At 70.4% G+C, this 20,850-nt stretch carries 19 protein-coding genes; 8 read left to right on the top strand and 11 right to left on the bottom strand.

What is annotated here, in order from left to right; genetic code table 11:
- Window positions 1–341: 341 nt before the first annotated feature.
- Complete coding sequence (locus QSK30_RS07070) at window positions 342–1,223, top strand: hypothetical protein (RefSeq protein WP_285500572.1); 882 nt, start codon at window positions 342–344, stop codon at window positions 1,221–1,223.
- A gap of 219 nt (window positions 1,224–1,442) precedes the next feature.
- Window positions 1,443–2,099, top strand: a complete 657-nt coding sequence (gene kamB / locus QSK30_RS07065) for a 16S rRNA (adenine(1408)-N(1))-methyltransferase KamB (RefSeq protein ID WP_285500571.1) — start codon at window positions 1,443–1,445, stop codon at window positions 2,097–2,099.
- Here kamB and QSK30_RS07060 read toward each other — a convergent pair.
- Window positions 2,083–3,198, bottom strand: a complete 1,116-nt coding sequence (locus QSK30_RS07060) for a DUF371 domain-containing protein (RefSeq protein WP_285500569.1) — start codon at window positions 3,196–3,198, stop codon at window positions 2,083–2,085. The two genes, kamB and QSK30_RS07060, sit on opposite strands and share 17 nt — an antisense overlap.
- A 170-nt stretch (window positions 3,199–3,368) precedes the next feature.
- Here QSK30_RS07060 and QSK30_RS07055 point away from each other — a divergent pair, with 170 nt between their 5' ends.
- Both QSK30_RS07055 and QSK30_RS07050 read left to right on the top strand, forming a co-directional pair.
- A complete protein-coding gene (locus QSK30_RS07055; RefSeq protein WP_285500567.1) occupies window positions 3,369–3,944 on the top strand; it encodes a hypothetical protein in 576 nt (191 codons plus the stop codon).
- Window positions 3,941–5,143: a ParA family protein gene (locus QSK30_RS07050; RefSeq protein ID WP_285500565.1), complete on the top strand. Its 1,203-nt coding sequence runs from the start codon at window positions 3,941–3,943 to the stop codon at window positions 5,141–5,143. The genes QSK30_RS07055 and QSK30_RS07050 overlap by 4 nt, the downstream gene beginning before the upstream one ends.
- Window positions 5,144–5,185: 42 nt before the next feature.
- Here QSK30_RS07050 and QSK30_RS07045 read toward each other — a convergent pair whose 3' ends face one another.
- Both QSK30_RS07045 and QSK30_RS07040 read right to left on the bottom strand, forming a co-directional pair.
- The gene (locus QSK30_RS07045) at window positions 5,186–5,965 is read right to left on the bottom strand and encodes a hypothetical protein (protein ID WP_285500564.1); all 780 of its coding nucleotides are present in this window, start codon (window positions 5,963–5,965) and stop codon (window positions 5,186–5,188) included.
- Window positions 5,966–5,995: 30 nt separating this feature from the next.
- Window positions 5,996–7,090, bottom strand: coding sequence for a PA2928 family protein (locus tag QSK30_RS07040; RefSeq protein WP_285500563.1), 1,095 nt, complete (start codon window positions 7,088–7,090; stop codon window positions 5,996–5,998).
- 119 nt (window positions 7,091–7,209) lie between these two features.
- On the opposite strand from QSK30_RS07040, the gene QSK30_RS07035 reads away from it, so the two are divergent.
- Genes QSK30_RS07035 through QSK30_RS07020 form a run of 4 tightly spaced genes read left to right on the top strand, consistent with a single transcriptional unit; the run spans window position 7,210 to window position 12,540 of the window.
- Entirely contained in the window at window positions 7,210–8,463 is a 1,254-nt protein-coding gene (locus tag QSK30_RS07035; RefSeq protein WP_285500562.1) for a hypothetical protein, read from the top strand.
- Window positions 8,460–9,482 (top strand): hypothetical protein, encoded by a 1,023-nt coding sequence (locus tag QSK30_RS07030; RefSeq protein WP_285500561.1) that lies wholly within the window; start codon window positions 8,460–8,462, stop codon window positions 9,480–9,482. The genes QSK30_RS07035 and QSK30_RS07030 overlap by 4 nt, the downstream gene beginning before the upstream one ends.
- Complete coding sequence (locus QSK30_RS07025) at window positions 9,479–11,323, top strand: hypothetical protein (protein WP_285500559.1); 1,845 nt, start codon at window positions 9,479–9,481, stop codon at window positions 11,321–11,323. Before QSK30_RS07030 ends, QSK30_RS07025 begins: the two co-directional genes overlap by 4 nt.
- On the top strand, window positions 11,317–12,540 hold the full coding sequence (locus QSK30_RS07020; RefSeq protein ID WP_285500557.1) for a CHAT domain-containing protein: 1,224 nt from the start codon (window positions 11,317–11,319) through the stop codon (window positions 12,538–12,540). The genes QSK30_RS07025 and QSK30_RS07020 overlap by 7 nt, the downstream gene beginning before the upstream one ends.
- On the opposite strand, the gene QSK30_RS07015 is transcribed toward QSK30_RS07020, so the two are convergent.
- The 8 genes from QSK30_RS07015 to rfbH form a co-directional block, all read right to left on the bottom strand.
- On the bottom strand, window positions 12,513–14,897 hold the full coding sequence (locus QSK30_RS07015) for an ATP-binding protein (RefSeq protein WP_285500556.1): 2,385 nt from the start codon (window positions 14,895–14,897) through the stop codon (window positions 12,513–12,515). The genes QSK30_RS07020 and QSK30_RS07015 overlap by 28 nt on opposite strands.
- Window positions 14,894–15,730 (bottom strand): phytanoyl-CoA dioxygenase family protein, encoded by an 837-nt coding sequence (locus tag QSK30_RS07010; protein WP_285500555.1) that lies wholly within the window; start codon window positions 15,728–15,730, stop codon window positions 14,894–14,896. The genes QSK30_RS07015 and QSK30_RS07010 overlap by 4 nt, the downstream gene beginning before the upstream one ends.
- A 30-nt stretch (window positions 15,731–15,760) precedes the next feature.
- Window positions 15,761–16,294 carry a DUF6879 family protein gene (locus QSK30_RS07005; RefSeq protein ID WP_285500553.1) on the bottom strand — a complete coding sequence of 178 codons (534 nt, stop codon included), beginning with the start codon at window positions 16,292–16,294 and terminating at the stop codon, window positions 15,761–15,763.
- A gap of 60 nt (window positions 16,295–16,354) precedes the next feature.
- Window positions 16,355–16,546, bottom strand: coding sequence for a hypothetical protein (locus QSK30_RS07000; RefSeq protein ID WP_285500552.1), 192 nt, complete (start codon window positions 16,544–16,546; stop codon window positions 16,355–16,357).
- 278 nt (window positions 16,547–16,824) lie between these two features.
- Window positions 16,825–18,150: a cation:proton antiporter gene (locus tag QSK30_RS06995; protein WP_285500551.1), complete on the bottom strand. Its 1,326-nt coding sequence runs from the start codon at window positions 18,148–18,150 to the stop codon at window positions 16,825–16,827.
- Window positions 18,151–18,222: 72 nt separating this feature from the next.
- Window positions 18,223–19,452, bottom strand: a complete 1,230-nt coding sequence (locus QSK30_RS06990; protein ID WP_285500550.1) for a ketosynthase chain-length factor — start codon at window positions 19,450–19,452, stop codon at window positions 18,223–18,225.
- Window positions 19,453–19,487: 35 nt separating this feature from the next.
- Window positions 19,488–19,748, bottom strand: coding sequence for a DegT/DnrJ/EryC1/StrS family aminotransferase (locus QSK30_RS06985; RefSeq protein WP_285500548.1), 261 nt, complete (start codon window positions 19,746–19,748; stop codon window positions 19,488–19,490).
- Window positions 19,655–20,788 carry a lipopolysaccharide biosynthesis protein RfbH gene (gene rfbH / locus QSK30_RS06980; RefSeq protein WP_285500546.1) on the bottom strand — a complete coding sequence of 378 codons (1,134 nt, stop codon included), beginning with the start codon at window positions 20,786–20,788 and terminating at the stop codon, window positions 19,655–19,657. The genes QSK30_RS06985 and rfbH overlap by 94 nt, the downstream gene beginning before the upstream one ends.
- Between the last annotated feature and the right edge of the window lie 62 nt (window positions 20,789–20,850).

The raw sequence follows: 20,850 nt of genomic DNA, 5'->3' as shown, positions 1-20,850 counted from the left end.
CGCGGAATCCGCGGTGATCAATTCGGGCAGGCGAATGATCCGCCGGTCTTTTCGGCGTATTCCCGTCGGGTGTATTTCGCGCTCAGCGTCCGATATTGACCCCAACGAGTGAGTCGCTGTTCGACCGGGGTCACCCGGACGGCCCTGTGCCCGGCACGGTGACGAGCACTCTCGACGGCCGGCCTCGTCGTCAGTCGTTGGGGTCATGGCAGGTAGGCGCCCCCGACTCCGGAGCGGGTAGCGGCCCGCGGTGACCGAACGCCGCCGTGTGGTCACGGTCCGTGCGAGCTGGTAGCCGTTGAGACGCAGGTAGTCGATCCACCTCGGAGAGGAAACCTCAGATGAACCGTCACCTCGTTCGTGCCGCGGCCGCCGTCGCGGCCGCGGGTGTGCTTTCCCTGGCCGGTGCCGGCCTGGCGTCCGCCACCTCCCCCGAACCCTCGGCTCCGGAGTCGGCCACCACCAGCAACACCGCCGACCTCTACACGGCCTACACCGAGCTCTACGCGGCGGCGGCAAGCAACGACGAGAACGCGATCGCCGCGGCCGTCGAGAAGCTGCGCCCGGCCCTGGCCAAGGTGCGCACCACCGGGAACGCCGACCTGGTCGACACCGCCGCGGCCAAGGCGGGCGAGGTCGACAAGATCCTGCCGGTCCCGCTGCCGATCGACCCGGTCCTGGTCCTGAGCCTGCTCCAGGCCGTCCAGAACATCCTGAACGGCCTCGGCCTCCTCCCCAGCCTCCCGGGTCTGCCCGGCCTGCCGGGCCTCCCCGGGATCCCCGGCCTGCCCGGCCTCCCGGGTGGCCTCCCCGGTCTGCCGTCCCTGCCGGGTGGGCTCCCGGGTCTGCCGTCCCTCCCGGGTGGTCTGCCGTCGCTGCCGGGTGGCCTGCCCGGTCTGCCGTCGCTGCCTGGACTCCCGTCACTGCCCGGTGGACTCCCGTCGCTGCCGGGCGGACTCCCGTCGCTGCCTGGCCTGCCGTCCCTGCCGGGTGGTCTGCCGAGCCTGCCGGGTGGTCTCCCGTCACTGCCCGGTGGCCTCCCCGGTCTGCCCTCGCTGCCGGGTGGTCTGCCGAGCCTGCCCGGTGGTCTGCCGTCCGTCCCGGGTGGACTCCCGTCGCTGCCGGGCCTCCCGGGCCTGCCGTCGCTCCCGGGTGCCGGTGGCCTCCCCAGCCTGCCTGGCGGACTCCCGAGCCTGCCGGGGCTTCCCGGCGGCAGGCCGTAGTCCCACCCGCGCCGTGGTTCCGGTGCCGCAGCGGATTCCGGTGGCGCCGCAGTCCGGCGACGCAGCGGTTCTGGTGACCCAGTAGTCCGGTGCACGGCGGAGTTCGATCCGCACCAGCGCCCCTGCCCGTGATCGGGTGGCGGTGATCGTCACCCGAGCCCCGGTGGCCCACGAGGCCACCGGGGCTCGGCCCTGCCCGCGCTCGATACCCTCGCCCGCATGCGGCGCATCACCGGCAAGCAGGTCGTCGACCTCGGCCCCACCGAGTTCGCGGACCTGCGCGCCCAGTACGCGGGCGCGGTCCTCGACGTCGGCACCGGGGACGGCAAGCACCCGCTGCACCTGGCCCGGGCCCACCCCGACCGGCTCGTCATCGGGCTCGACGCGGCCAAGGACAACCTGCGCAAGGCCGCGACCAAGGCCTCGGCCAACCCCAAGAAGGGCGGCCTGGCCAACTTGATCTACCTGTGGGCCCCCGCCGAGCAGCTGCCCGCCGGGCTGACCGGCATCACCGAGCTGCACGTCCTGATGCCGTGGGGCAGCCTGTTGCGCGGTGTGCTCGGCTCGGACCCGGCGATGCTCGCCGGACTCGCCGCCGCCTGCGGGCCCGACGCGGCCTTCCTGATCACGCTCAACCTGCACGCCTGGCGCCCGCCGGTCCCCGAGGTCGGCGAGCACCCGGAGCCGACGCCCGAGTCAGCCGTCGAGGACCTTGGACCCGCGCTGGCCGCGGCGGGCTGGCGGCTGGACGCGGCGGCCTACCTCGGCGCCGACGAGATCGCCGCGCTGGCGACGTCGTGGACGCGGCGGCTGAACTCCTCGCGGGACCAGCTCGACGTCCTCGCGCTGACCGGCGTGATCAACCCTTCCGGCTGAGGCCGAGGACGAAGTCGTACGCCTGCTTGCGTGACCACCCGGGTTGTTCCGCGAGCGCTCGCACGAGAGTTGTCGCCGAGACCTCTTGCGCGAGGAGCGCCGACAGCAGCGCGGACGGCGCGACCTCTGGTGCCGAAGAGTCTGCTGAGGACTGCACCGGGTCAAGAGCGCAGAGTACGTCGCCGGAGCTAACCGTTTCCGCGATGTCCGTTAGTGGTCCCCAGACTGGGCGTTCGTCCCCGACGCGCAGCACGCTTGCGCTGGAGGTGCCTACTGCTCGGGCAAGTTCGCTTAGCCTGCGCGGCAGTTCTCCTGCCGGGCAGTCGAAGACCACACGGGACGCCGCGTGCGTGGTGGCTAGCCGTTGGACGTCCTTGCGCGGTAGCCCTGTCGCGATCAAGAGGGGCGCGGCGTGCGGTGCCGCTGCCGCGACCGCCAGCTCCGACGGCAGGTTTAGGGCCTCGACCGCGGGCCGAGTGGCCAGCAGTGCGCGTACCGCCGAGCTCGTCCCATCCACAGTGGACACCGTGAGCACCCGGCCCGTCAGGTCCTCTCGGCTCCCCAGGACCGCGCCGTGCGCGGTGGCGATCGCGCGGGCCGCCGAGTCCTCCGCCAGCACGACGTCGGCCGCGGCGCACTCGGCGGCGAGCCGGTCGTCGTGGTCCTGGCCTGCTCGGTAGCGGATCAGTCGGTCCTCGTCGCGGTCGTCGCGGGTGATCAGCACCTCGACCGCCGCGTCCGGGTCGGCCATAGCCGCCACCAGCTCGCGCGGCAGGTCGGCCGCCGCCAGGTCGGCGTCGGTGGCCAGGGTGTTCGGCAACCGCAGGCCGCTGCGCCGGACCACGCCCGAACCGCCGGGCCGCCACCGGGAGTTGGCCAGCGCGCGCACCGTCGCCGACACGCCCCCGGCGGTGACCGTGATCCGCAACCACCCGGCGAGCCCGACCGGCGGCGCACCGACGACAGCGGTGTCGACGCCGATCACGCAGGTGGCCCGACCGGTGATCGCGTCGTCTGCGGAGAACTCCAGCGTCTTGGCGTGCGTCGCGCGGATGTCGCGGTGCCCCCGGCAGCGCAACCGCAGCAGCTCGGTCGCCACTCGCCCTCCTCGCGCTGATGTCGCAGGCGAGCATAGTGGCCCGTCCGCGCTTACCCGTCCCCAACTGTCCCCGGGGGGGAGCAGGCAAGATTGACCCGATAGCGGTAACGCGCGGGGCTTGTCGCCGATGTCGGTAAGCAGCACGTGATCACCCGACGAACCGAGGGCGTATGCGTTTCGGCCGCAGCAAGGTCACCAAGCACAAGTGCTGCGACGGGTCCGTTCGGCACGTGTACCGGGACGTCAACGACGCCTACTCGATGACCCTCGGCGACTTCGACAAGAAGACCCGGGCGCGACTCGACGTCATGGAGCAGGCCACCGGCGAGTTCGAGCGGTCGCACTCCGCGCAGATGCGGGAGGCGTTCTTCCGGATCACCCAGGCCAACGACACCATCGCGATGAACTTCCGCGCGGTCTACATGGTGTACATGTCGGATCCCTGCGGGAAGTCCGACTACCTGGCCGAGCAGACCACCTACCTGCTCCAGGAGCACAGCCGGACCAACAACCTGCTCATCCGGTTGCAGGCCCTGATCGAGATCGCCCGCCTCGGGCCGAAACCCGGGCGCGACGCCATGGCGCAGATCTTCGAGGCGCTGGCCCAGCTGCCCGGCTTCGCCGAGCGCGCCGCCCAGGCGGAGATCGAGCAGACCCGGGCCGCCTCGCACGCCTGGCTCAAGACCAGCCGACCACCGGGATCGGTACCCGGACTCCCCGACAGCGGGAAAGGACAGCACCAGTGAGGGCCAGGGTCATCTGCCTCGCCAGCGCGAAGGGCGGATCCGGCAAGACCATGCTCACCGCGAGCCTGGCCACCTTCGTCGGCTCGCTGGGCAGGCGCGTCCTCATCGTCGACACCGACGCCGCGACCAACGGGCTCACCTTGCTCTACCTGACCCAGGTAGTGGCTTTCGCCGACACGGCGGCGGTCGAACCAGAGGGCCTGTTCGACGCCGACGCCCTGCCCGTCCGGGGTTCGGGTCTACCTGTGGACGTCGTGCCCCTGTCCGAGAACGTGGACCTGCTGCCCGCGACCTTCGTAGGTAAGAACACCGAGGACGTCCCGGTAGCCGATTACGCCTACCGCTTGCGGCAGGTGCTAACGGATGCGCGGTCGGAGTACGACCTGGTCCTGCTCGACGCACAAGCGGGTGCTGATGAGTACGCGCGCGTCGCGGTAGACCCACGGGTTTCCGACCGGGTGCTGATCGTGAGCGAGTACGACCCGATGTCGGCGGCGGGGGTGGAACGGCTGAAGGTCCTGATGGGGGAGGGGCTGGCGTACGCGCGCACGTGGATCGTGCTGAACAAGATGCTCCCCGAGTTCGCGAAGTCGTTCGGCGAGTTCCTGGAGATCGCCCGCTACGCCCCGCCGATCCCCTGGGACGCGGCTGTGGTCCGCGCCTACGCCCGCCGGTCGCTCGCGTTGGACCTGGAGTACGGCAACGAGCACACCGTGGCGATCATGCGGGTGCTGGGCACGGTGATCGGTGAGGAGATCGCGGACGACCTGGACCGGTGGGCGGACACCCGGGTGGAGCTGCTGCGCGAGCCGATCAAGGTGACCGCGGCCAAGCTGCGCTCCGAGGTCGCGGTCACCGAGAGCCTGGTGAGCCGCAGGCGGCGGGTGCTGGACCGGTGGCGACAAGTCGGTCTGGCGTTGACACTGCTACCGCTGGTGACAGTCGGGTGGCTATCCCTCTCCGCCGCCTCTCTCTCACTGTCGTTCTACCTGCTCCTGGTGATCAGCGCTGTGCTGGCGATCCTGGGCGTGGGCTTCGAGGTGCTCGTGCCGCGACTCCAGATCTCCGCCGAGATCAGCACCCTAGAGCAGCGCGTCGTCCAGCTGCGGGCGCGGCTGGACCGCTACGAGGACGTCGAAGACCTCGACCTCGACAGCCTGGTCACCCACCCCGACCGGCCGCGGCCCAGGGGCAGGTGAGAGCGCCCGCACCCCGGTCGGGTGCGGGCGCCCACCGCGCGGTCACGGGACCAGGGACGTCAGGATCGTGACCTCGGACTCGTCGTGCGGCAGGTACTTCACCCGGACCGCCGAGCCGGGCTGCAGCTGCGGGATCGAGCTCGGCGGCAGCGCCTTCTCCTGCACCAGGTCGAACATCGACCGGTCCGGCCGGGTGATCCGCAGGGTCAGCCGGACGACCGACCGGTCGCCGCGGACCTCGCCGGTCGGGGCCATCGCCAGCACGACCGCCTGGGCGTCGAGGCCGTTCTGCGCGATGTGCAGCTGCTTGGGCGTGACCAGGCCCTTGGCCAGCTGGATCTGGTCGAGCGCGGCCTGCAGCTCGTGCTGGGCGGCGTCGATGGCCAGCGTGACCTGGCCGTCGGGCAGGTAGCGGACCGGCAGCAGCGCGCCCGGCCGCACCGCGGCGAGCTCGGTCATGTCGACGAGCTGGCGGGCGGTGGCCCGGAACGAGCGGCCGTCGGGGGTGTCCACGTCCAGGACGATGTCCAGCTGCGGCTGGTCGTTGACGCTCAGGCCGGTCCGGGAGACGCCGACGACGGTGCCCATCCCGATCGGCGCGCCTGCGAACTGGCGGGGGACCGCGCCGCGCAGGGCGGCCAGGCCGCCGCCGAGCTTGTTGGCGACCGAGAAGAGGGTGGGGGCGACGAACAGCAGCAGGATCGGGCCCGCCATCCAGCCGTTGAGCCAGGCCAGCTCGTGCTCGGCGGCCAGGCCGGTCTTGACGTACATGGCGGTGAGGCCGAGGCCGATGACCAGGACGATCCAGGCGATCATCTTCATGATCGTGTCCTTTCGGGATGATGGGGTGTCTTAGGAGGGGGAACCGAAGAAGTCGGTGGACCCGACGGGCAGCGCGGTGATCTTGCCATCGGCGGCCACCACGACGACCTGGCCGTGGGTGGCGACGACCGTCGCGCCGCTGGGCAGCGTCACCGCGCGTTCGGGCGCCGAGTCGGTGGTCAGGGAGCCGACCACGGCGCCGGAGTCCAGGGAGATCGCGCTCAGCACGTCCTCTTTGTCGTTCACGGACCGCGAATGTTCCACTAGGACGTATCCGGAGGACGCTCCGGCGGCTGCCTTGCCGTTCACCACCACGTGCGCGCCGTGGAACACCGTGGTGCCCAACGGGGTCTCCTGGCCGTTCTCGCCCACCAGCACCAAGAGCGACCCGGAAGGACGTTCCCGCAGCTCCACCCGTGCACCCGGGCTCAGTTCGGCCTTGGTCGCCGTCGCGCTGGGGGTGGACTTCGAGCGGGTGACCGACAGGCTCTTCGCCCACTTCGCGGTGGTGGCCTCGTCGACGGGGGTGGCGGTGGTGGAGTCCAGCGGGATCTCCAGCACGGCGCCGTCGGCGTTCATGGCCAGCACCCGGCGCCCCTCGGGGTCGTACCCGTAGGCCGCGGGCTTGGCGACGAACGACCCGCCCAACCCGGCCACTCCGTCACCTCGGGCGACGATGGATCCGTCCCGTAGGTCGAGGACGATAAGACCGTCGTCGGTGGCCAGGTAGGCGTACCGCGTCCCGGCAGCCAGTACGTCTGCCTCCCAGATCAACTCGTCGGAGAGCTGCTTGTCCCAGAGCACCTCCCCGGTGACCGCGTCCGCGGCGGCGACGCGCACCTGGAACATGTCCTTGGCCATCAGCTGGAACATGCCGCGGGCGCCGTGCCGGTCGTAGGGCACCAGCAGGACCTCGCGGCCGTCGAGCGAGACGGCGCCGACCTCGGGGTGCACCTCGACGTCGGGCTCCGGGGTGACCAGGTAGGACACCCCGAAGAACAGGAACGCGAAGAGCACGAGCGGGATGAGCAGCAGGAATCCGGGCGGCACGCGGAAGGTCCGACGTGCGCGGCGTGGTGTCTCGTACGGCGCTACCGGCGTGTACGACTGCGGTAGGTGGCTCATGTCGCTCCCTCCGAGGTCTTGTCTGGCATGGGACAAGCTTCGCCGACGGGTGCCGCCTACCGATCACAGCTTTGCTCCGCGCACCTCGCTCACCAGCGCGGACGGCTAGGCTCGGCCGGGTGAGCACCGTCCACGCCCAAGCCGAGGCAGCGCTGCCGAGGGGACTGCTGATCGCGCAGGCGTGGTCGGTGCTGGGGGACGCCGTGGCGCCGCTGAGCAACGCCTCGGGCAGGCCGCTGGCCCGCACGGTCAAGCTGATCCTCGACCCGCTGGTGCTGCGCCCGGTGCTCAACCCGGGGTTCGCCGCCGCCGCCGTGCGCATCGACCACGTCGACGCGCTGCGCGACCGGATCACCGCGGCCGGGCCGGTGCTGGCCGCCACCGCGGCCTGGTTCCTGGTGCTGAAGAAGGAGCGCCGCCGCGCCGGGATCACCGACGGCAACCCCCAGGACCTCTACTTCCAGCGCTGCTACGAGCTGGCCACCGAGCACGGCGACCCCGGGCCGGACCGGGCCGAGGTCGCGGCGGGTGTGCTCGCCGAGGTGCACGGCCAGGACGGGCCCACAGTGGCGCAGCTGCGCGACTTCGTGGCCGATCCGGGGCACGCGGGAGAGCTGAGCAGGCTTCTCGACGCCGCCTGGGCCGACCCACCGCAGGCGAGGCCCACCCCGGCGGCCGTCCAGCCTGCTGACTTCCTGGCCACCTGCCCTGATCCTGACCCGGACCTGTTCGACGCTCTGGTAGCCGACCTGGCGGGTACCGCGGGCGCCGTTGAGCTGGACCGCCCAGGTACGGCTATGGATCACGGTCTGACGGACCGGGTGCAGCCCGCGCGTCCTGCTTTGGGCGACACAGCCGCCAAGCAGTCGCTACCCAAGCCGTTCGACCGATCTATTGTGGAGCGCTTGTTCGCGGCTCTTAGCAGCGCTTCGCGTACGGAGTTGGGTGCGGTGCCGGGTCTCGTGCGTCGGGAGATCACGCGGTCCGCGCGCCCGTGGCAGCTCGGTGAGGAGCCTGGCCGGGTCGTGATGGTGCTCGGGCGGGAGGCGATAGCGGGACTTGATGGCGCGCCAGCCAGTCCGGGTGCTGCCGCGCGGTTGCGCTCGCGCTGGGAACGAGAGGCGTACGTGCACCGAGTCTTGCGGATGCCGTCGGCGGCGCCGCAAGAGGTTCGCGCGGATGTCTACGGCGTGCGAAAGGCCTACCTGCGGCGGTTGTGGGTGCGTTTGCACGGTCGGGAGTTGCGGCGCGACACCGTTAGCGCTGACGGTCTGTGGGACTTGCTCGACGGGGTACTGCGTTCGGTGATCCTTGACCAGCGCGACCGGTTGCGTTCTGCCCTGGAACGGCAGTCGTCCGAGGGCTCGCCATGAGCACGCGAGTGGAACGTGGCGCGTCCGAGATCGTCGTCGGTGAGTGGCCCGCACACCCTGAGCACACCGCGGTGCTGGAGGCGCGGGGCGCGTTGTTGGCGTGGGACGTCCTTGTCGACAGCGGGCCCGCTGCTCGGATCCACGACCTGGCCCTGGCCGCGGAGTGGCTCTGGGAGGTCTACGGGCCGGAGGCAGCCGCCGGGATCCTGGGCGGTGCCACCGAGGTCGAACCATCCGCCGACGACTGGGTTGGGCGGGTCGCGGCCTACCTGAGCTGGGCGGAAGCATGGTGGCCTGCCTCTGCGGTCGCGGGTGTGCCCGCTCTTGACCCGGCTGTGCTGTCGGCCGAGCGCGCGGTCGCGCTGGCCGAGGTCGAGCACGTGCTGGACGATCCGGACGCGGTCGCGCGGGCGCTGTCATCGCTGTCATCGCTGTCATCGAGCGAGTCGGCTGATCCTGCGGTGCTCGCACTGATGGTGACCGTCGCTGAACTCGCGGAGGACTACGGGGTAGTGCTACCTGAAGCGGTAGCGCCCCGTCAGTCGCAGTTCGCTCTTGCGGCAGGGATTGGTGCCCGCGGGGATGGAGTGATAGTCCTAAGTGGATCAAATGCGGTCGATTGGGCTCTTGTGCCCGCGGGTGTGGTCGACGCGGGAGCCCTTGCGGAGTGGACCGTCGCGCGGCGGCAAGGTGGCACCTTCTTGGACGTCGCGGTCGTACCGGCCCCTGGTTTGTCGACCTGGCCTCGCTTGTCGGCGCGGTTGGGGCAGTTCGATGTTCCGTTGGACGGTACGGACGACCTTGGCAGGTTCGTCGGTAGCGCCTCGGTTCCCCCTACCGTCTTGCTCTTGCCGCCCGCACGTCGCGTGCTAACCGTCTACGCGCCCGACTTCGCTGATCCGCTTGTCTCCTCTGATCCCGATACCCCTGCCCGACGTGCTGCGATCATCGCGCACGCACAAGCCCGCGTGGGTGCTGCGACCTCGACGCTCACCGAGCGGCTGGCCGGTTCGCGGTGACCTGGAAGGACCTCAACAACCGCGGCGTGCTCTTGTTGCAAGAGGGTGACTTCGCGGGCGCTGTTCGTGCGTTGGAGGCTGCCTACCGCGAAAGCGTGGGCAACGACCGCGCTTCCGTGCTGGTGAACCTGTCCGGCGCTGTGGACCTGGGTGGTGACTCTTACCGCGCGCTTTATCTGTTGACTGAGGCGATCGAACTGGTCAACGATACCCCCTTGCTGTGCAACGTACTTGCGACTCGTGCGGACATGTTGGCCCGTCTCGGTCGAGCAGAGGAGTCTCAGCGCGATATTGACGAGGGATTGGCCGTCGCTGCCCCGCGCGAAGAGGCTCTGCTGCGCAACGCGCAGACGGGTCTGTTCATGATGACTGGCAGGCTTGCCGAGGCGGACGCGGAAGCTCGGTTAGTCGCCGAGTTGGCCGCGGTCCACATGCCTGAGTTGCTCCCACACGTGTACGCGAACCTGCGCCAGATCGCCGAGGCGGTGGGGGATACCGAGGCAATCCTCTCGGTCGAAGAGGCCAGCGATCGGTTCGGTAGTTCTACCGTGCTGGCCAATGCTCTTGTCGCGCGGGCGCAGCACCATCAGCAGTCGACGCGGTTCACTGACGCACTTGCCGACCTGGACGACGCGGCGGCCGCGGGTGCTGAACCGGTTGTGCTGCACAGCGTGCGCGCGTCGGTACTGACATCTGCCGGACAGTTCGGGGAGGCCGCCGTGGAAGCACAGGTCGCCCTCGAACTCGCTTACGCCTCGGCGCCGCACTTGGCGGCGTCCGTGCACAACATCCTCGCCGAGATCGCCGGTTCGACCGGTGACCCAGTGGAGAGTGCCGAGCACCTCGGCCTTGCCCGCGACCTCGCCGACGCGACCGGCGATACGGCGGGCATGGCCACGGCGCTGCTCAGCCTCGCCCGTCTCGCCTACCTGGATTCGGACAACCACCGCGCGGAAGCACTTTACGCACAAGCGGAACCGATTCTCCAGGGCAAGCAGTTGACGGTATGCCTACTCGGGCGGGCCGCACTGGAGGTCAGCCGTGAGAGGCCCTCGGCAGCACTACCTCTGCTGACCCGCGTGCTCGATCTCTTAGGCGACCAAGCATCCCCGACTGCGTTGGTCGCGGTGTATCAGGTGCAAGGGGGTGCGTTGGAGGCTCTTGGCGAGTTCGCCCGCGCGGACGAGCGATACGCAGCAGCGATGCACGTGGCAGAACAGGCAGGTTTGGGTCACGTGGTGCTAGGCGTCGCTTGGTGGCGCGCCGAAGCTCTCGTGCGGTGGGCATCCACCGTGACCGGCAGCGAACGCCAGGAGTTGGCGCGGCGCGCGCTCGACATCGCGTTGCCCGCCGCACTTGCCGCCGAGGCGGTGCGATACCGGTTCGCCCATGGCCCGCTGCGCGAGCGCTGGGTTGCCCTGGCGGCGGCACCGGCCACCCGCGCGGCGTTCACCGCCATGGCCGCCGTCGAGGACGTGGCCCTGGCGGCGGCGTACATCGATCACATCGCCGGAACCGTTTCCCTCCAGGCGGAAGAGACATCGACCCTCGCGCGTGACGAGCTGCTGTCGTTGCCTTTCCCACCAGCCGAGTCCTTCCCACCGGCGGAGTCCTTTCCAACCGCGGAGTCCTTCCCTGCCGAGGACGAACACCTCCCTTTCGCCGCTTCGTTCGTCGGCGGCGTGAGCGCCGATCCAGCGTTCCCGGCCACGGGTTTCGCCCTGCCGCCGAGGGTTCGCTTGGACCCTGCGAGTCCCGAGCCGTTGGATGCGTGGATCGACTTGGCCGAACAGCGCTACGGATTCCCCATTCGCGCGAGGTGGGCGGTGGCCTCATGGTGACCGTCCAGCTCAAGTTCGTCGACGCGGGCGACCTCTATGTGTCGTGGCGTTGGGAACACGCTCTTGACCAACCCCGCGTTCTTATCCTGCCGCGCGCTCTTGTGCAGGACGCGCTGGACGAGTTGGCGCACGCACTTCCGTCGCCGCTACCGGGAGAGTCTTCGCACCAAGCGCTCGTCCGCTCGATAACGCACGGACCATTGCTTGACCACCCTCGCGAGACCGCACTTGCCGAACGCCTCGCCCGAGCGCTGCTACCGGCCAGGCTTGCGGCCGAGCTGAACGAGCTGCTCACCCAGGGCGTGCGCCCGCACCTGCGCATCCAGCCCTCGCCGTCGACCGCCCAGGTTCCTTGGGAGGCTCTTCGCGTGGACGAAGGCGAGCGAGTCATCCACCACGCCGATGTCTCTGTGCTGCCTCCTGCCACCGTCCGCAACGCCCCTGACCGCCGGGTGTCCCCGTTCACGCCCGACGGTCAGGTAGTGGCGGTACTGGATCCCCGCGTACCCGGTTTCGACGACAATTCCGCCCTGGGGTCAGTGCTCGGCTCGATAGCCCTCTTACCCGAGGAGCCGCTAACGCACCTGCTCGACATCCACGGGTCCCGTCGCGAGGACCAAGACCGCGACTACCTCGCCACCGCCCTCGTCGACGCGTCCCGCTTCCTCTACGTAGGCCACGTGACAACCGGCGCCCACGGTCTCGACGCCCGCCTCCACCTCTCCTGCCGGGCCGACACCACGGGCCGGGCCGCGCCCATCGGCGCCCACCGCCCCCTGACCGCCGCTGACATCGTGTTGGGCCACCGCCCCGGGCCGCCGAGCCCGTGGCGCACCCCGAACCGCGCCGCCCTGATCGCCTGCGAGAGCGGCGGAGACCTCCGCTTCGCCGAGCCCACCGGACTCACCACCGCCCTCGTCCACACCGGCGCGGAGTACGTCGTCGCCACCCGCTGGACCCTCCCCACGGACGCGGGCCTGGCCCACCTGGCCCGCACGCCGCCGAGCACCTCGACCCTGGCGCCGGCCATCACCGCCATCCACCGGGCCCAGCGGTCGGCGACCCCGATCGGCGCCCTGGGTGCCTGGCAACAAGACCAGGCCACCCGCTGGGAACAGACCGCCGACCCGGCCCACACCCCGCTCATCTGGGCCGCCTTCGCCACGACTTGGGCACCGCACGGCCCGACTCACTCCGTCGAGCCGCGGGTCAGCTGAGCCCGCAGGGTCAAGGACTTCTCATCGGTGAACGCGACCAGGATGTCCAGTGCCTCCTGTCCACACCGCTCGGCGCCTGCTCGATCGCCGAGACCGGACAGCTCGTGGGCGAGCCGGGTGAGGTTCCTGGCCAGCTTCCAGCGGTCGCCCAGCTGCCGATGAGTTGCCAGCGCTCGGCGGTAGAAGTCGATGGCGTCGCTCCCGCGTCCGAGCTCGCCGTAGGCTTGGCCAGCTCCCGTCAGGGCCATCGCCTCGCGGCCACGGTCGCCGTTCTGCCGGCAGATCACCGCGGCCGCCTGGTAGGAGACCAGTGCGGTCTCGGCGTCCCCCACGGCACGCTGGGCGTTGCCCAGGTAGACCAGCGCGGTGGCCTCCCACAGCCGGTTCGCCATCTCACGACTGATGTCGACGGCCGCCGCGGCGAGGGCCAGCGCGGTGTCTCCGTCGGCCCGCACCCGGGCCAGGTAGCTCAGGGCCGTGAGCACCATCGACTCGTAGAGCCGGTCGTCGTGGACGCGGAACAGGTCCAACGACTCGCTGAGGTGTTCCTCGGCCTCACTCAACCGCCGCATCTGCGCGCAGGTGTACCCCAGGCTGTAGAGCACGGTGGCGAGCCAGTGCTCGTCGTTCAGACCTCGCGCCAGCGACATCCCCTCGACCAGCGCCGTGCGGGCGTCCTCGAGCCGGTGCTGGAACAGGTGGACCCAGCCGAGGCCGTTGAGCCCCTTCACCACACTGGGGACGTCGCCGAGCGCGCGGTAGTCGGCGATGGCTTCCTCGTGGTGGGTGACTGCCTCGTCCAGCCGCATCGTCATCCGGTTCAGCCGCCCGAGACTCTCGTGCATCACGGCCGCATTCGCCCGAAGACCCAGCTCGCGGGCGCACTCCAGGCCGATCAGGGACGTCGACCGCCAGTCGTTGAAGTGGTTGTAGGTGGAGTAGATCCGTTCCAGCACGGCGGCGAGGCGCCACGCCGTCGCCAACAACCGCGTCCCGGCCGCCGCGCGCACAGCCGCCTCGAGGTTGAACCTCTCCTGTTCGTACCACTGCGCGGCCTGGGCGGGCTCAGCGAACTGGGGTGCCGGTCGCGCCGAAGTGGGCTCCAGTGCGGAGAACAGGGTGATGTCGTGGGCGATCGCACGCGCGCAGTTGTAGGCCGCCCGCAGGTACCAGTCACAGACACGCTCGACCGCGGCGAGTTGTTCGTCCTGGGGAATCTCGAACTGCGCCCGATCGACCGCGTACGCGCGGAGCAGGTCGTGGAACCGGTATCGAGCGAACCCGCTGTGTTCCACCAGGCACGCGCCCGCGAGGACGTCGAGTGCGGTGCGGACCTGGCGGGGGTTACCCCCTGCCAGGGCCTCGGCGGCGCCCTCGCTGAACTCGCCCCCGGGGTGAAGTCCGAGCAGGCAGAAGATTCGCGCTGCCTCTCTCGGCAGTGCCCGGTAGGACCAGGCGAACACGGTGTGGACCGCGTGGGCTTCGTCGGGGTCCTCGGTCGAGAGCGTGTTCCACAGTTCTGACTCGTCCCGCAGGTCCGTGATGAGCCTGCTCAGTGGCATGCCGGGGCGGCTCGCCGCGCGCTCGGCCGCGAGCCGGAGCGCGAGCGGCAGGTTCGCGCACAGGCGGGCCAGCTCGGCGACCTCGGCCGGATCGTCGCCGCCGCGGTAGGCCCGGGTGGTCTCGGTGAGCAAGCGGATGGCTTCGGCCTCGGTGAGGGTCTCCAACGTCCGGCGCCAGGCTCCGTGGCGGATCGCCAGCCCCGGCAGGTGACTGCGGCTGGTCACCACGGCCATGCTCCGGCCGGACCCCGGGATCAGCGGGCGAACCTGCGCCGTCGTTCCCGCGTTGTCAAGGATGACCAGCATGCGCCTGTCGGCCAGGGCTGATCGATAGCGGCTGGACTTGCCCTCGGTGTCGTCGGGCACCGCGGCGGCGGGAACACCGAGCGCGTGCAGGAACCGCTCCAGTGCTTGGTCCGGTGTCACCGGCGGCCCCGGGTCGTACCCCTTGAGGTCGATGTAGAGCTGCCCGTCGGGGAAGTGGTCGCGGACCCGGTGCGCCCAGTGCAACGCCAGCGAGGTCTTCCCGACGCCGGCGGTTCCGGCGATCAGGCACACCACGAGTGTCTCGCCGCCGATGAGGAGTCCGTCGAGAGCGCTCAGGTCCGACAGCCGGTTGACGAACGCCCCGACCCCGCGCGGTAGCTGGAGCGGCAGTGCGCTGCGGTTCCCGCTGCCGTAGTGGAAATGGATGCCCCCGGTGACGTCGCGCGCCTGCACGACCTCACCGGCGCCGCCGGACAGCTGCGACTGGGTGTAGTCGCCACCAGGCTGGTCCGGCAGGTCGCCGCTCACCAGTGGAACTCGCCGAGGAGCTCTCGGACCTCCGCGTCCGCGGTCCGCGCCAGCGCGACCGTGAGCGGTTCGCCCGGGGTGACACCTTGGGCGCCGACGTCGTCGCTGATCCAGGACGGTACGTAGCCGAGCAGGAGCAGCCGTCGGTGGCCCGCCGCCGCGGTCGAGGGAATGGTCCGGTGCCAGAGGTTCCCGTGGATGAGCACCGCGTCGCCAGGTTCGAACAACAGCCGCACCTGACCCGGGCGGTCGCTCTGGTCGCCCAGCGGGATCCGCAGGTCGGTCCGCGTGTGCGAGCCCGGCAACAGGCAGAGCGCGCCCTCGGACTCGGACACGCGGTCCAGGTACACCAGGCAATGGATCTGGTGGGGGTAGCTGAAGAAGGCCGGAATCGGGTCCGGGATGACCGGGAGGTGGTTGTGCCAGGGCACGGAGACTCCCGCGCTGCCCGGGTAGTGCATTCGAGCCTCTAGGTCGACCCATACCTGGGGCCCGAGCACCGTTCGCGCGATCGAGAGCGCGGGCTCAAGACGTAGCAACTGGTGGAAGAGCGCGTCCTTGTCGAGTAGGCGGCGGATGTAGATACTCTTGTCCCGCACCCACTCGGCGCCCTGCTTGCCCTCTTCGGACTTCGCCAGGCCATGCACGGCCTGTCCCAGGGCGGCCGCGAGATCGGCGGGTACCAGGGCCCTGCGCACCAGGTAGCCGTGCCGCACGAGGTGGTCGAGCTCCTCGCCGGTGGCCTCAGCTGTCACCGAACGGGTGGGGTAGCCGCGCGCTTGGTCGTTGATCACGAAGTTCGTGTGCGTCCGCGTCTGTTCTCCAGCGGTCATGCCTCGCCTCCGGCGGGATCCGCGGGACGATCAGGCGCACGGAACCGTGAGCTCGTTGCTGCGAATCCCGGCCAGGAGTTCGGACAGCGGGAACGACCTGGCGTGGAACTCCCGCCAGGCGGCCCTGGCTTGTTCACGTCGTACCGGATCGTCGTTCTGGTTGATGTAGAGCAGTCGGCCATCGGTGTCGTAGCTCAGGTCCACGACCGTGTGGTCGTCGAAGAGCCAGGTGTCCGTGTGGACCACCTCGGGCACGTCCTCGCGGTATATGAACCGGATGTCCTCGCCCGCCGCGCCGTTGACGGCGTAGTACCAGTCAATTTCGAATTGGAGGTACGGCGAGAGGGTGTGGTCGATGATGTGTACGCGGCCCAGGTACTTGCCGTCGGCGACGCACGCCCTGATGTTCGCCACCCACGCCTCATTGCGCTCGGGCGGCAGGGGCTTGCCTGCCAGGTAGTGGTCGAAGTACTCGCGCTCCTCGGCCACGGCGTAACCGGGAAGTGTCTCAATTCGGGTCGCGGACTTCGAGAACTCCACGAAGAGTCGGCCGAACTGATCCATGTTCAGAATGATGGGAGTTTCCTTTCACCGCGAAATTCGTCGGTGGGGTCGGTAGTGGGATCACCGCCCGAAGGTGCCGTCCAGGATGTAGCGGGGGACTTCGACGGCGCTTTCACCCGGTGGGAGCAGCAATCCCGACGTCGCGGGGTCGACGTGGAACCCCTGGATGACAATGGTGTCGTTCTCGGTCTCGTAGACGGCCGGACACGGGCCGTTTCCGCACCCTGAGCCGCCAATCAGCCGGAGTTTCACAATATTCCTCCACGGTGATCGAATTGGACTCCTTTGAGGTTATCCACAGCCGTACGAGTTGACAACCGAGGCCACTCGCTTGCCGTAGCCCACTTGTCGATTTTTTGCCTGCCGGTGCCCGCGCTGCGCGGTCGCATTGGTGATCATACTGGCAGTGCCGCGCGCGCACCATGCGGGTATCCGTCCGTTCGGGCGAAATGTATAGCTCGTCCGGGTGGTCGGCGAGCGGGCTCAACGGCCTAGTGTTCGGTGAAGAGGACAATTGCTGTCCGTGCTGGTCAAATGCTGTCCTGATGGCGTTCGCTCGTCGAGGGAATCGCCAAGTGGCGTATCGGGGTGCCGTTGGTCTCCGACGAGTCGGGCGGTGCGGGCGCCAGGTCGGGGTCGGCGGCGCGTAGGCGGGCCAGCGGTCCGGTGGCGGCCGTGGTGACGATCGCGATCAGCACGATGACCGTGTAGCCGAGGGTGTTGATCAGACCCTGTTGGAGCCCGACGTTCGCGACGACCAGCTCGGTGATGCCGCGGCAGTTCATCAGTGCGCCCAGGCGCAGGGATTGGCGGCGGCCCGTGCCCGCCAGGGCGGCGCCGCCCGCCGCGCCGATGAACTTCGACAGGGTGGCCACGATGATGCCGCCCGCCAGCAGCAGCCAGCCGGTCGCGTCGCCGAATGCCGCGAAGCTGACCTTCAGGCCGACGCTGGTGAAGAACAGCGGGAGCAGGATCACCACGGCGAAGTCGTTGAGCCGCTTGGTCGCCCGGCCGACCACCGGGTACCCGCGGGGGACGACGCCGCCGAACAGCAGCGCGCCGACGATCGGGTGCAGGCCGATCGCGTCCGTGGCGCCTGCGAAGGCGGTCGCTCCGGTGACCAACAGCGCCATCACCGCGCGGTCGTCGGTGTCGCGGGTCTCGAAGCGGCGCAGCAGCGCCCGCAGCGCGGGGCCGACCACGGCGAACGCGAGCAGCAACAGCCCGACGGCCAGTGCCGCGCGCACCAGCAGCTCGCCCGTGCCGTGGGCGCCCGCCACCGTGAGGATCACGGTCAGCACCGCCCACGCCAAACCGTCCCCGACGGCCGCGACGGTGAGCGCCAGCGTGCCGGTCTGCGAGGTCTCCACGTTGTGGTCGGTGAGGATGCGGGCCAGCACGGGCAGCGCGGTGATCGAGATCGCCAGGCCGAAGAACACCAGGTAGAACGCCGCCGGGGTGCCCGAGGGGGCGAACCAGCGGGTCACCAGCGCGGCGAAGCCGAACCCGGCCGCGAACGGCACCGCGACCGAGCCCACGACGACCGCGCCCACCGTGGCGCCGACGCCGCGCAGGCGGTCGAACCGCATCTCGGTGCCCAGCAGGAACATGAACACCACCAGCCCCAGCTGGCCCGCCAGGTTCACCGCGCTGAGCACCGCGGGGGTGAACAGACCGTGGTGCAGGCCCGGCGCCACAGCGCCGAGGAGGGCGGGGCCGAGCAGCAGCGCCCCGGCCAGTTCGCCGACCACGGGTGGCTGCCGCAGCCGCGCGCACAGCGCGCCCAGCGCGTGGCAGACGCCGACGATCACGGCCACCGCGAGCAGGAACTTGGTGAGCTCTCCGAGTGCGGGCATGGAATTCCCTCCTGGGCGGGTCGACAAGCCTCGATGTCCTGAGTGGACCGTGCTGATCGGGGGTGCCCGCGGTCAGGCCGCGGTGACCACCAGGGCGCTGTTGAACCCGCCGTGCCCGCGGGCGAGCACCAGGGCGGTGTGCAACCGGGCCTCGCGTGGCTGGTCCAGCACCAGGTCCAGCTCGTCGGCGAAAGCTGACTGTCCAACATGGACAGTCGGTGGGATCACCGAGTCGCGCAGCGAGAGCAGCGCGGCGGCGACGTCGAGCGGCGCACCGCCCGCCAGCAGCCGCCCGGTCATCGTCTTCGGCGCGGTCACCGGGACCCCGCGGGGGCCGAACAGCGCGCTGAGCACCGCCACCTCCTCCGCGTCACGGGCGGGCACGCCGCTCGCGTCGGCGAAGACGACGTCGATGTCCGCCGTCGTCACGCACGCGTCCGCCAGCGCCAGCTCGATCGCCCGGCGCAGGCCGGACGGGCGGCCCGAACCCGGGCGGGGGTCGAAGGTGGAGGCGTGGCCCGCGAGCGTGCCGTACCGGTGCTCGGCACCGCGTTCACGGGCGTGCGCCGGGTCTTCCAGCACCAGCAGGGCGCCGCCCTCGCCGGGCACGCCGCCCGTGGCCGCGGTGTCGAACGGCAGGAACGCGCGAGCCGGGTCCCGCTCCGGGCTCATCGTGCCGCTGCGCGTGAGGCACAGCCAGGACCACGGGCACAGCGAGCCGTCGACGCCGCCCGCGAGCATCAGCGGCGTGCCGGTGCGGACGTTGCGGCGCGCCTTGGCCAGCACGTCGAGCCCGCCCGCCTGCTCGGCCACCAGGGTCGAGCCCGGTCCGCGCATGTCGTGCCGGATCGAGATCTGCCCGGTGTTGACCGGGTAGAACCACGCGAACGACTGGTAGGCGCTCACGTAGGCGCTGCCCTTGCTCCACAACGCCTCCAGCTCGCGCTGGCCGAACTCGAAACCGCCCGCCGAGGCCGCGGTGATCACACCGGCGGAGAAGGTGGGCAGCTCGGCCGGGCTCACCGCGGCGTCGGCCAGCGCCTCCGCCGCGGCGATCAGCGCCATCCGCGTCATGTGGTCGGTCTGCGGCAGCAGCCTGCTCGGCAGGTGGTCCCCGGGCTCGAAGTTCACCTCGCCCGCCACGTGCGCCCGGTAGCCCGCGGTGTCGAACCTGCTCACCGGGGCCAGCCCGCTGCGCCCGGCCAGCGTCGCCGCCCAGTACTCCTCCACGCCCCACCCGTTCGGTGACAGCGCACCGATCCCGGTGACCACCACGGGGCCCCACTCGTCCGCACCCGGCACTGGGCCGTCCTCTCTCTGTTGGTCCGCAGGGGTTCTCACCGGCTCTTGACGAACTCCCAGATCGTCTCGGCCAGGTAGGCGACCATCTCCTCGGTGAGCCGGGGGTGCACGCCCACCCAGAACGTCCGCTCGGTGATGGTGTCGCAGTTCACCAGCGAGCCGACAGTCCGGTGTGGACGGTCTTGGTACGCCGGGTGCCTGGTCACGTTGCCCGCGAAGAACTGCCGCGTGCCGATCCGCCGCGATTCCAGGAACCGGACCAGTTCGAGCCTACTGAACGGCGCGTCCGCCAGCACGGTGATCGCGAAGCCGAACCAGCTCGGGTCGCTCCCCGGGGTCGCGCTGGGCAGCAGCAGGTGGGCACGTCGGCCAGGGCGTCGCGCAGCTGCCGCCAGTTGCGCCGCCGCGCCGCGCTGAACGCGGGCAGCTTCGCCAGCTGGGTGAGCCCGAGCGCGGCCTGCACGTCGGTCGACTTGAGGTTGTAGCCGACGTGGGAGTAGGTGTACTTGTGGTCGTAGCCCAGCGGCAGCGTGCCCAGCTGGTAGGTGAAGCGCTTGTGGCAGGTGTCGTCCTCGCCCGGCAGGCACCAGCAGTCGCGGCCCCAGTCGCGCAACGACTCCACCACCCGCGAGAGCACCAGGTTGTCGGTCAGCACGCAGCCGCCCTCGCCCGTGGTGATGTGGTGCGCGGGGTAGAAGCTCACCGTGGCCAGGTCGCCGAACGAGCCGGTCTTCTTGCCCCGGTAGGTGGAACCGAGCGCGTCGCAGTTGTCCTCGATCAGGAACAGGTCGTGCTCCTCGGCCAGCGCGGCGATCTCCGTGGCGGCGAACGGGTTGCCGAGCGCGTGCGCGAGCATGATCGCCTTGGTGCGCGGGCCGATCGCCTCGGCCACCTGCTCCGGGGTGGGGTTGTAGGTGCCCAGCTGGGAGTCGATGAACACCGGGGTGAGCTGGTTCTGCAGGATCGGGTTCACCGTGGTCGGGAAGCCCGCCGCGGTGGTGATCACCTCGTCGCCCGGCCGCAGCGCGCGCTCGCCCAGCCGCGGCGAGGTCAGCGCCGAGAGCGCCAGCAGGTTCGCCGAGGAGCCGGAGTTCGTCAGGTGCGCCTTGCGGATCCCCAGCGCGCGGCCGAAGAGCCGCTCGAACTTCGTGGTGATCGCCCCGGAGGTGATCCGCAGGTCCAGCGCCGCCCCGACCATGGCGACCCGGTCCTCCTCGTCGAGCACCGCGCCCGCCGGGTTGAGCGGCGTGCTGCCCGGGACGAACCGGTCCGCCCCGCTCTGCTCCCGGTGGTAGCTGCGGACCTGGTCGAGGATCTGCTTGCCCAACTCGCTCATGCCGTGCCCCTTCTCCGCTCCCGTTCCCGCACCGCAGTCGGGATCGCACCCCAAGACGGTGC

Origin of the sequence: Actinokineospora sp. NBRC 105648, assembly GCF_030269645.1 — a bacterium.
Lineage (GTDB): Bacteria > Actinomycetota > Actinomycetes > Mycobacteriales > Pseudonocardiaceae > Actinokineospora.
The sequence above is the reverse complement of the archived record's forward strand: the minus strand, read 5'-3'. Positions and strand labels throughout refer to the sequence as shown.

What these genes read in the sequence shown, in the direction of transcription:
- QSK30_RS07070 (WP_285500572.1), top strand. Translation starts at nt 342, where the DNA reads ATGAACCGTCACCTCGTTCGTGCCGCGGCCGCCGTCGCGGCCGCGGGT.
- kamB (WP_285500571.1), top strand. Translation starts at nt 1,443, where the DNA reads ATGCGGCGCATCACCGGCAAGCAGGTCGTCGACCTCGGCCCCACCGAG.
- QSK30_RS07055 (WP_285500567.1), top strand. Translation starts at nt 3,369, where the DNA reads ATGCGTTTCGGCCGCAGCAAGGTCACCAAGCACAAGTGCTGCGACGGG.
- QSK30_RS07045 (WP_285500564.1), bottom strand. Translation starts at nt 5,965, where the DNA reads ATGAAGATGATCGCCTGGATCGTCCTGGTCATCGGCCTCGGCCTCACC.
- QSK30_RS07040 (WP_285500563.1), bottom strand. Translation starts at nt 7,090, where the DNA reads ATGAGCCACCTACCGCAGTCGTACACGCCGGTAGCGCCGTACGAGACA.
- QSK30_RS07030 (WP_285500561.1), top strand. Translation starts at nt 8,460, where the DNA reads ATGAGCACGCGAGTGGAACGTGGCGCGTCCGAGATCGTCGTCGGTGAG.
- QSK30_RS07020 (WP_285500557.1), top strand. Translation starts at nt 11,317, where the DNA reads ATGGTGACCGTCCAGCTCAAGTTCGTCGACGCGGGCGACCTCTATGTG.
- QSK30_RS07010 (WP_285500555.1), bottom strand. Translation starts at nt 15,730, where the DNA reads ATGACCGCTGGAGAACAGACGCGGACGCACACGAACTTCGTGATCAAC.
- QSK30_RS07005 (WP_285500553.1), bottom strand. Translation starts at nt 16,294, where the DNA reads ATGGATCAGTTCGGCCGACTCTTCGTGGAGTTCTCGAAGTCCGCGACC.
- QSK30_RS06995 (WP_285500551.1), bottom strand. Translation starts at nt 18,150, where the DNA reads ATGCCCGCACTCGGAGAGCTCACCAAGTTCCTGCTCGCGGTGGCCGTG.
- rfbH (WP_285500546.1), bottom strand. Translation starts at nt 20,788, where the DNA reads ATGAGCGAGTTGGGCAAGCAGATCCTCGACCAGGTCCGCAGCTACCAC.